Consider the following 9,041-nt stretch of genomic DNA (forward strand, 5'->3'; position numbering starts at 1 on the left):
ATGCGACACCGCCCATCCACATCGCAAAGACACCGCTCCCACCCCCCCCCCCCCCCCCCCCCCCCCCCCCCCCCCCCCCCCCCCCCCCCCCCCCCCCCCCGGTGCCTGCTCAACTACAATCTGCTACCGATACGTTGTGACGAGCTGTCCGCCTCCCCGGCTGGGCTGACCTCCGCCGCGAGTTCTGCAGGCGCGCCCTTTGCGCCGAAGCTGTCTGAGCGCCGGAGGTCAGCCCCGCCAAGGAGGCGGAGGTTGAGTTACGACCCCGCCCGTTCTTCTCGCCCGTATGTCGTAGAATCAGGGGCGTTGCAACGACCCACAGAAGGGAACCGCACGTGAAGCGTTATCAGAAGATGTCGGCGCTCTACGCCCCCACGCTCAAGGAGGACCCTGCCGAGGCCGAGCTCGCGAGCCATCGGCTGCTGCTGCGCGCCGGCATGATCCGCAAGACCGCCGCCGGCCTCTACAGCTACCTGCCGCTCGCCTGGCGCTCGATCCGCAAGATCGAGGCCGTCATCCGCGACGAGATGGAGGGCATCGGCGCCCAGGAGATGATGGTGCCGATTCTCACGCCCGCCGAGCTCTGGCACGAGTCCGGCCGCTGGGACGCCTACGGCCCCGAGCTCATGCGCATCGCCGACCGTCACGGCCGCGAGTTTGCCCTGGGCCCCACGCACGAGGAGACCTTCACGGACCTCGTGAAGAACGAGCTGCGCTCCTACAAGCAGCTGCCCTGCACGCTCTACCAGATCCAGGACAAGTTCCGCGACGAGATGCGCCCGCGCTTCGGCCTCATGCGCGGCCGCGAGTTCATCATGAAGGACGCCTACAGCTTCTCCGCCACGCAGGAGTCGCTGCAGGAGTGCTACGAGCAGGAGAAGGCCGCCTACGCGCGTATCGCCGAGCGCTGCGGCATCTATGCCCTCCCCGTCGTGGCCGACTCCGGCCAGATCGGCGGCGACACCTCCGTGGAGTTCATGGCGCTCGCCGACTCCGGCGAGGCCGAGCTCGTCTACTGCGACTGCGGCTTCGCTGCTGACGTCGAGGCCGCCGCCACCAAGGTGCCCGTGACCGAGGGCCCCGGGGACGGCACGCTCGAGAAGGTCCACACCCCCGGCCTCGGCACCATCGAGGCCGTGGCGAAGTTCTTCGGCTTCCCGGAGAACGGCACCCGCAAGTCGCTCGCGCTCGTGGCCGAGGACGGCACGAACGTCGTGGCCATCGTCCCCGGCGACCACGAGCTCAACGAGATCAAGGCGGGCAAGCTCTTCGGCGCCTATCACCTCATGACGGACGAGGAGCTCGAGCTGGCCGGCCTGCACAAGGGCTTCATCGGGCCCGTGGGGCTTCCGCACGGCATCCGTCTGGTCTGCGACGAGTCCCTGCGCGAGAGCCAGAGCTGGGCCTGCGGCGCCAACGAGGTCGACTACCACTACACCGGCGCCCGTCCTGGCCGTGACTTTGAGGTCGACGAGTGGGTCGACCTCGTGAGCGTGAAGGAGGGCGACCCCTGCCCGCACTGCGCCGCCGCGCTCAAGAGCGCCCGCGGCATCGAGATCTCCCAGGTCTTCCAGCTCGGCACCAAGTACTCCGAGTCCATGGGCGCCACCTTCGCCGACGAGGACGGCGTCGAGCGCCCCTTCCTCATGGGCTGCTACGGCATAGGCGTCTCCCGCACGCTGGCCGCCGTCGTGGAGCAGCACAACGACGAGCACGGCATCTCGTGGCCCGTCTGCGTGGCGCCCTACGAGGTGGAGGTCGTTCCGCTCGCCGTGAACGACGACGTGGTCACGCCGGTTGCCGAGAAGGTCGTGGACGAGCTCTGCGCCGCCGACCTCGAGGTCCTTCTCGACGACCGCAAGGAGCGTCCCGGCGTCAAGTTCGCCGACGCCGACCTCATCGGCATCCCGTACCAGGTGATCCTGGGCAAGCGTGGCGTGGCCAACGGCATGGCCGAGGTCAAGGTCCGCGAGACCGGCGAGCGCCTCGACGTGCCGATGGGAGAGCTCGTCTCCTGGCTCGCCGAGCGTATCGTCCCCGCCCGCGCCTAGCGTGCAAAGGGGACAGGCACTTTTGCACGCGTGCCCCGGCCCATCCTGCCGGGGCACCCTTCTATCGAGAGGAGCCCCATGAGCTACGCAGAGCTCGCCGCGTCGGCGCGCGGAAACATCGGACCCTTCTGCAGGGCGTGCCCCGTCTGCGACGGCCGCGCGTGCGCGGGCGTGATGCCCGGGCCCGGCGACAAGGGCGCGGGGCGCGTCGCCGAGAAGAACTGGCGCGCCTGGCAGGGCCTGTGCGTCAACATGGACACCCTGCACGGGCCCTTCTCGGCCGACGCGCGCGCGACGGTGCTGGGGCGCGAGCTCTCGCTGCCGGTGATAGTGGGTCCCGTCGGCGACGTCCAGCGCCACTACGGCGACCGGTACGACACGGTCTCGTACAACCGCTGCGTCCTCACCGCCGCGGCGGGGGAGGGGACGCTCGCCTGGACGGGCGACGGCCTGGACGCCACGATCATGCGGGAGGCCTGCGGCCTCGTGGGCGAGCTTGGCGGGGCGGGCGTCCCCACGGTCAAGCCCTGGGACGAGGCCACGCTCGCCGAGAAGCTCGACGAGGCCCTCGCGTCGCGCCCCGCGGCGGTCGCGATGGACATCGATGCCGCGGGGCTTCCGTTCCTGCGCGGCCAGGTGCCTCCCGCCGGCGCGAAGTCGGCCGCGCAGATCGCGGAGGTCGCCGCGAGATGCCACGAGGCGGGCGTGCCCTTCGTGCTCAAGGGCGTCATGACGCCGGCGGCGGCCATCAGGGCCGCGGATGCGGGCGTCGACGCCATCGTGGTCTCCAACCACGGGGGGCGCGTGCTCGACGGGACCCCGGCCACCGCCGCGGTCCTCCCCAGGGTAGTCGACGCGGTGGGAGATCGCGTCGAGGTGCTCGTCGACGGCGGCGTCCGCAGCGGGCTCGACGTCTTCCGCGCGCTCGCGCTCGGCGCACGCGCCTGCCTCGTGTGCAGGCCCTTCGTCGTTGCCGCCTTCGGCGGGGGAGAGGACGGCGTTCGTGCGTACCTCCGCGAGCTCCGCTCCGGGCTCGTGGACGCCATGGAGATGTGCGGCGCTGCCACGGTGGGCGACATCACGCGCGACATGCTCTGGGAGTAGCCCGTTCCTCTCGTCCCGAGTTTTACTCGCGCAAGCCGCGAACTCCTCGGGCCGGCACTCATGAGTGCCGGCCGGGGCTACGGCCGCAGCCGGCACTTCTCGGCAAAGGGCGAGAAGAACCCCGCACCTCTGGCTCGTCGGCCCTGCTCCAGCCGGCACTCATGAGTGCCGGCCCGCGACGCCTAGGCCGCTCGGTCGGGCGCGGGGAGCGTGAGCAGCCCCGCGCAGGGCGACATCCGCTCGAACGTGAGCGCGGGAAACGTCGCGCGCAGCTCGTCGTAGACGACGTAGACCTCGTCAGAGTCCCAGGTGGGGCCGGCCTGGGACCTGCAGGCATCCAGCTCCGCCCGCGTCTCAAACGCGACGTCGCCAAGGTAGAGGCGCCCTCCTGGGGCAAGAAGGGGGAGAAGCCCCCGGATCAGCGCGGCCTTGCGCGCGTCATCGAGATGGTGCAGCGAGTAGGTGGCAACGATGGCGTCGTAGCTCGCGCCGGCGAGCTCCGGGACGAGGCCGCTCGCCAAGTCGCCCTGATAGAGGTGCGCGTCGGGCATTTTCGCTCGGGCGATCTCGACCATGCGGGAGGAGAAGTCCTGCCCATAGACCTCGCAGCCCGCCTCATGCAGCCGCGTGGTCAGCGTGGCCGTTCCAAAGCCGAGGTCGAGCACGCGGGCGCCGGGGCGCGCCGTCACTCGCTCGAAGATGGCGTCCATGACGCGCTCGTATCCCGCAAAGGGGTAGGCGCCCGCGGCGGCCGCGCGCTCGACCGACTCGTCGTAGGTGGGAGCCCAGTCGTCAAAGTCCTTCTCGTCGAGCATGGGAGCACCCCTTCGTCTGTCGGTGAACGAGCTCTTTGGGCTTAGTATAGGGCCGAAGAAAAGCGACGGCCCGATGCGGCCGTCGCTGATGAGGTCATGGTGGGCCCTGAGGGATTCGAACCCCCAACCCAGGGATTATGAGTCCCCTGCGCTAACCGTTGCGCCAAGAGCCCTTGTATGAAAAAGGCGGCGACCGAAGCCACCGCCGTCATTCACATGGTGGAGATAAGGGGGTTCGAACCCCTGACCTCGTGACTGCCAGTCACGCGCTCTCCCAACTGAGCTATATCCCCGCTTGGTGCGAAAGAAACTATACCAGACTCGTCGCGTCGGTCAAGCGAGAATTTTTCTCCGGGCAGGGGAGGGCGACGGGCGCGCGGGATGGCCACGTCCCCGCGAGGCGGTCAACCTTTCGAAAACATCACCCTTTCGCAGGCAAGGGCGATGGTGCCCCGGGCTGCGGTGCGGCACAATTGGGACAGAAGGGAAGGGGGAGGGCCATGAGGGCGTTCCTACGCCTCCTGGGCCACCTGCTGGCGGTCCTACTCGCCATAGCGCTCCTCGCGGCCGCCGTCGTGGCCGTCAGGGGCTACGGGATGTATCGGTCCGCGCTCGAGGAGGGCCCCGTCGAGCGGGTCGTCGACGAGGTGCGCCGCTCGGGCGGCTACGTGAGCGCGGACGAGCTTCCCGAGGGCTATCTCAGGGCGGTCGTCGCCATCGAGGACCACCGCTTCTACGACCATCCCGGAATCGACCTCATCTCGGTCTGCCGCGCGACGTGGCACGACCTCACCACGCTCTCGCTCGAGCAGGGCGGCTCGACGATCACCCAACAGCTCGCCAAGAACCTCTTCTTCTCGCAGGACAAGGACTTCGCGAGGAAGGTCGCCGAGACGCTCATGGCATTCGAGCTCGAGGGGCGCTACAGCAAGGCCGAGATCCTCGAGCTCTACGTGAACACCTCCTACTTTGGTCGAGGGCTCACGGGGATCGGCCCCGCCGCCCGGGGCCTTCTCGGGAAGGAGCCCGGCGAGATGAGCGTCTGCGAGTGCGCCCTCATGGCCGGCCTGCCCAACGACCCCGAGGCCCTCTCGGCCGACCCGGCGCGCGCCCGGGAGCGGCGCGACCTCGTCCTCGCCCAGATGGAGAAGTACGGCCTGACGCGGAGCGATGTCGAATGTCCCTGACGGGCAGGTGTCCTGAGCTGGCGTCTCCTTCACTCTCTCACATTCTTTCCGCCCTGCGAAAAAATCTCGTGTGACGACGCCGAAGTTTTGGTAATATACCCCTTGCGCAAAAGCGCGGGCGATTGGCTCAGGGGTAGAGCACTTCCTTCACACGGAAGGGGTCGCTGGTTCGAATCCAGCATCGCCCACCAGCGGGGATATAGCTCAGTTGGGAGAGCGCGTGACTGGCAGTCACGAGGTCAGGGGTTCGAACCCCCTTATCTCCACCACGATTGTTCGGGGCCGTCGGATACGTCCGACGGCCCTTTTTGCGTCCTGAGCCGTGCCCGGAGCGCGCAGCCGCGCGCCGCGCATTTGGGGGTTGTGGCAATTCCCGGGCCGCCGGCGTTGGCGATTTGGGGCTTATGGCAGCAAGGGAGGGGCGCCAACAGGGGGTTCTTCTCGGCATGTTGCGGAATCCGGGGTCGTGGCAGGACAATCGCTGCCACGACCCCGGATTTGCCAACGGGGGCGGCACAGACGGCTGAGGGGCGGCGTCAGCGCCCGGTGACGGCGCGGCGCAGCATCATGACGTAGGCCGTCGCGCCCTCGGGCCTCAGGTGGGTCCCGTCGTCCCAGAAGTACTCGTCGTGGCCGGCGCTCTCGCCGTACCAGTCGATCACCTCGACGTTGTCATACTGTGCCGCGATGTCCCAGAAGAGCTGGTTGTTGATGTCCTGGAGGGGCAGGGGCACGCGCGTCGTCACGAGATAGACGCGCCTGTCGGGGCCGGCGGCGTCGATGAGGGCGCGAACCTGGTCCTCCCGCGCCACGCCGTTGTTCCCGAGCGCGAAGATGACGACGTCGGCCCCGTGGCCCTCCGAGACGCAGCGGTCGTACGCCTCCAGCCCCACGGGCAGCTGACGCCCGATCTCCGCGTCCATCCAGCCGTTGGGGAAGACGCGGGCGAACTCGAACTCGGTGCCGAGCGCGACGGAGTCGCCGATGAGGAGCACGCCGGCGTCCGTGGCGCCCGTCTCGACGTCGACGTCGAAGCTCATCCGGTTGATCGTGTCGAGGGCCGACGCGAAGGCGGTGCCCGCGAGGTAGGTCCCCGTGACGTCATAGCCCTCTGCCTCGGGATCGAAGGCGGCCGCCTGGGACTGCCCCTCCTGCTGCTGGCCCGACTGGGCCGCCGGCTGCTCCGCCGGGGCGGGGAAGAGCGTGACCGCCAGAACCGCGACGAGGGCGACAATCTCGACGCCGAGCGCCATGCGCGACTGCCCGAGGGCGGCGGGCGCCCCCACGCCCTTCTCGAGCACGCGATACGACGCCTCCGCCGCCAGGACGATGACGGCGAGCTCAAGCGCCCACCCCCACCACGGGAGCTCAGTCGTGCGCGTGGCGGGGTTCATGACGAGGAGGAGCGGGTAGTGCCAGAGGTAGAGGGCAAAGCCCCGCGCCCCGGCGGCGGCGAGCGGGCGGAGCCCGACCAGGCGGGCAAGCAGGCTCGAGGGCCGGCTGAGGATCCCCACGAGCGCGGCGGAGAGGACGGAGACGAGCGCGATGCCGCCGCGGTAGACGACGTCGGAGTAGCCGTTCAGCGAGGCCATCATGGCGGCGATCGCCGCGACGCAGCCCACACCCACGAGGTCGTACGACCAGCCCGGCAGCTCGCGCGCGCGACCGCCGCGGGAGGGGAGCCGCAGCGACCAGCCGCGCCCGCGGGTGAGAAGGGCCGCGAGGGCGCCCACGAGCAGCTCCCCGGCGCGCGTGTCCGGCCCGTAGTACACCCGCGCCGTGTCCGCGAGCGGGTCGTAGAGGGCGGCCATCTCGACGAACGAGGCGAGCGCGAGGACGGCCACGATGGCGCAGGCGGTCCTCCTGTGACGCACGGCGCGCGAGAGCAGGAGCAGGACGAGCGGCCACACGAGGTAGAACTGCATGGTGACACCCACGAACCAGAGGTGCGTGAGCGGCGAGGGGAGGCCGGCCGCGGCGAAGTAGGGAACCTCGCGCACGATGTAGAAGAGGTTCTCGAAGAAGAGGAGCGCGGGCACGGCGTCGGAGCCGACCTTCGAGACGAGCGCGGGCGAGAAGAGCGTGCAGAGCACGGCGGCCGCGCCCACGACGACGAGCATGGAGGGCAGAAGGCGGCCGATGCGCCGAAGCAGGAACCTCGGGTAGTCGAAGGAGCCCTCGCGGGCGATCTCGCGCTCGATCGAGAGGGTGGTGAGGTATCCCGTGAGGACGAAGAACGTGCTCACGCCGAGGTAGCCCCCCGGAAGCCACGAGGGGTTGGCGTGGTAGACGATGATGGCGGCTATGGCGAGGACGCGAAGGCCGTCGAGCGCGGCGACCCTCCTGGTGCCTGAAGTCATGTGCGGCGGCCCTCCGTGCGGTCGTTGGTCGGGCGAGGTGTCAAGGGCCATTCTATAGCCCCTCGCCCACGTGACGTTGCACCTCACGTTGAATGCTCAAAGACTCCCACACCGGAGCGCCGGGATCGGGTGGGGTTGCGCTATCCTGAGGCTCGCACCCAACGAGAGGATGGTATGAGCAAGAGAAGCTCGTTCGTGCCGGCGCTTGTCGCGCTGGCTGTCATCGCCGTCGTCGGCGTCGCGGCCTGGGCCGCGTGGCCCATGCTCATGCAGGGGGTCCCCGACGAGAAGGCGGCGTCCGACGTGATCGTCGGGGAGGTCAACGACCGACCCGCCCCCGGGTCGGGGGAGGCGTCCGAGCCTGAGGCCGACCAGACGCCGTCCGAGCCGACGCTCGAGGAGCGCGTCGTCGAGGCCGTCTCGGGGATGACGCTCGAGGAGAAGGTCGCGCAGCTCTTCGTCGTGCGGCCCGAGGACCTCACGCACGTCGGGACCCAGGTGGCCGCCGGCGAGGCCACGCGCGCCGTGCTCGAGGAGTACCCGGTCGGGGGCATCTGCTACTTCGCGCAGAACCTCGTCGACCCCGAGCAGACCCGCGAGATGCTCTCGAACACCCAGGCCTACTACGAGGAGATCACGGGCCTGCCGTGCTTCCTCGCCGTCGACGAGGAGGGAGGGACGGTCCTGCGCGTCGGTTCGAACCCCGCCTTCGGCGTGGAGCGAATCGGGAACATGTGTGAGGTCTCCTCTGACGACGAGGCCCGCGAGGTCGCCGTGACCATCGGGTCCTACCTCACCGACCTCGGGTTCAACGTCGACTTCGCGCCCGACGCGGACATCGCCGACGTCGAGGGCTCAACGCTCGACCTCCGCTCCTTCGGGGCGAGCGCCGAGGTCGTCGCGCCGCGCGTGAGGGCGCAGGTGGAGGGCTTCCTCTCCACGGGGATCCTCTGCAGCGCGAAGCACTTCCCGGGCATCGGCGGCGCCGTCGGTGACTCGCACGACGGCACCATCATGGCCAACACGACGATGGAGGAGCTCAGGGCGAGCGAGCTCGTCCCCTTCGAGGCCGCCATGGACGCGGGCGTCCCGTTCGTGATGGTCGGGCACATCACCCTCCCCAACGTCACCGGCGACTACGTCCCCGCCTCGCTCAACCCCGCGATCGTGCAGGCGATCCTGCGCGACGAGCTCGGCTATGACGGCATCGTCATCACCGACTCGCTCAGCATGGGCGCCGTCGTCGAGGAGGTCGGCTATGACCGCATCGGCGTCGAGGCGCTGCTCGCCGGCGTCGACATGGTCCTCATGCCCGCGGACCTCGAGGCGGCCTATCAGGGCATCATCGACGCCGTGGCGTCAGGGGAGCTCTCCGAGGAGCGCATCGACGAGTCGGTGACGCGCATCGTGAGGACGAAGCTCGAGCTCGTCGGCTAGCTCGTCCAGGGCGACTTCCCCAGGGGTGTGGGGGGGGGGGGGGAAGAGCGGGGGGGGGGGGGGGGCAGAACACCCACCCCCACCCTA

6 protein-coding genes and 4 tRNA genes are annotated in these 9,041 nt (G+C 69.6%); 6 read left to right on the plus strand and 4 right to left on the minus strand.

Annotated elements, in window-relative coordinates:
- The first annotated feature begins 335 nt into the window (after positions 1-335).
- The gene (locus ACULPM_RS07635) at positions 336-2,051 is read left to right on the plus strand and encodes a proline--tRNA ligase (RefSeq protein WP_445330921.1); all 1,716 of its coding nucleotides are present in this window, start codon (positions 336-338) and stop codon (positions 2,049-2,051) included.
- A 78-nt stretch (positions 2,052-2,129) separates the two neighbouring features.
- Positions 2,130-3,155, plus strand: a complete 1,026-nt coding sequence (locus ACULPM_RS07640; RefSeq protein ID WP_445330922.1) for an alpha-hydroxy-acid oxidizing protein — start codon at positions 2,130-2,132, stop codon at positions 3,153-3,155.
- A 182-nt stretch (positions 3,156-3,337) separates the two neighbouring features.
- Here ACULPM_RS07640 and ACULPM_RS07645 read toward each other — a convergent pair whose 3' ends face one another.
- The 3 genes from ACULPM_RS07645 to ACULPM_RS07655 form a co-directional block, all read right to left on the minus strand.
- Complete coding sequence (locus ACULPM_RS07645) at positions 3,338-3,970, minus strand: class I SAM-dependent methyltransferase (protein WP_445330923.1); 633 nt, start codon at positions 3,968-3,970, stop codon at positions 3,338-3,340.
- Between the two features lie 97 nt (positions 3,971-4,067).
- Positions 4,068-4,143, minus strand: a tRNA-Ile gene (locus ACULPM_RS07650).
- A gap of 44 nt (positions 4,144-4,187) precedes the next feature.
- Positions 4,188-4,263, minus strand: a tRNA-Ala gene (locus tag ACULPM_RS07655).
- Between the two features lie 207 nt (positions 4,264-4,470).
- On the opposite strand from ACULPM_RS07655, the gene ACULPM_RS07660 reads away from it, so the two are divergent.
- The 3 genes from ACULPM_RS07660 to ACULPM_RS07670 all read left to right on the plus strand — a co-directional run bounded on the left by ACULPM_RS07660 (position 4,471) and on the right by ACULPM_RS07670 (position 5,426).
- Complete coding sequence (locus ACULPM_RS07660; protein ID WP_445330924.1) at positions 4,471-5,157, plus strand: biosynthetic peptidoglycan transglycosylase; 687 nt, start codon at positions 4,471-4,473, stop codon at positions 5,155-5,157.
- Positions 5,158-5,273: 116 nt separating this feature from the next.
- A tRNA-Val gene (locus ACULPM_RS07665) sits at positions 5,274-5,348 on the plus strand.
- A 2-nt stretch (positions 5,349-5,350) separates the two neighbouring features.
- Positions 5,351-5,426 (plus strand) — tRNA-Ala (locus ACULPM_RS07670).
- A 267-nt stretch (positions 5,427-5,693) separates the two neighbouring features.
- On the opposite strand, the gene ACULPM_RS07675 is transcribed toward ACULPM_RS07670, so the two are convergent.
- Positions 5,694-7,517, minus strand: coding sequence for an acyltransferase family protein (locus ACULPM_RS07675; RefSeq protein WP_445330925.1), 1,824 nt, complete (start codon positions 7,515-7,517; stop codon positions 5,694-5,696).
- Positions 7,518-7,691: 174 nt separating this feature from the next.
- Here ACULPM_RS07675 and ACULPM_RS07680 point away from each other — a divergent pair, with 174 nt between their 5' ends.
- Positions 7,692-8,954: a glycoside hydrolase family 3 protein gene (locus ACULPM_RS07680; protein ID WP_445330926.1), complete on the plus strand. Its 1,263-nt coding sequence runs from the start codon at positions 7,692-7,694 to the stop codon at positions 8,952-8,954.
- Positions 8,955-9,041: the final 87 nt, after the last annotated feature.

This window comes from Thermophilibacter sp. ZX-H3 (assembly GCF_052599055.1).

Coding starts and splice junctions, on each gene's coding strand:
- ACULPM_RS07640 (WP_445330922.1), top strand. CDS start 2,130: ATGAGCTACGCAGAGCTCGCCGCGTCGGCGCGCGGAAACATCGGACCC.
- ACULPM_RS07645 (WP_445330923.1), bottom strand. CDS start 3,970: ATGCTCGACGAGAAGGACTTTGACGACTGGGCTCCCACCTACGACGAG.
- ACULPM_RS07660 (WP_445330924.1), top strand. CDS start 4,471: ATGAGGGCGTTCCTACGCCTCCTGGGCCACCTGCTGGCGGTCCTACTC.
- ACULPM_RS07675 (WP_445330925.1), bottom strand. CDS start 7,517: ATGACTTCAGGCACCAGGAGGGTCGCCGCGCTCGACGGCCTTCGCGTC.
- ACULPM_RS07680 (WP_445330926.1), top strand. CDS start 7,692: ATGAGCAAGAGAAGCTCGTTCGTGCCGGCGCTTGTCGCGCTGGCTGTC.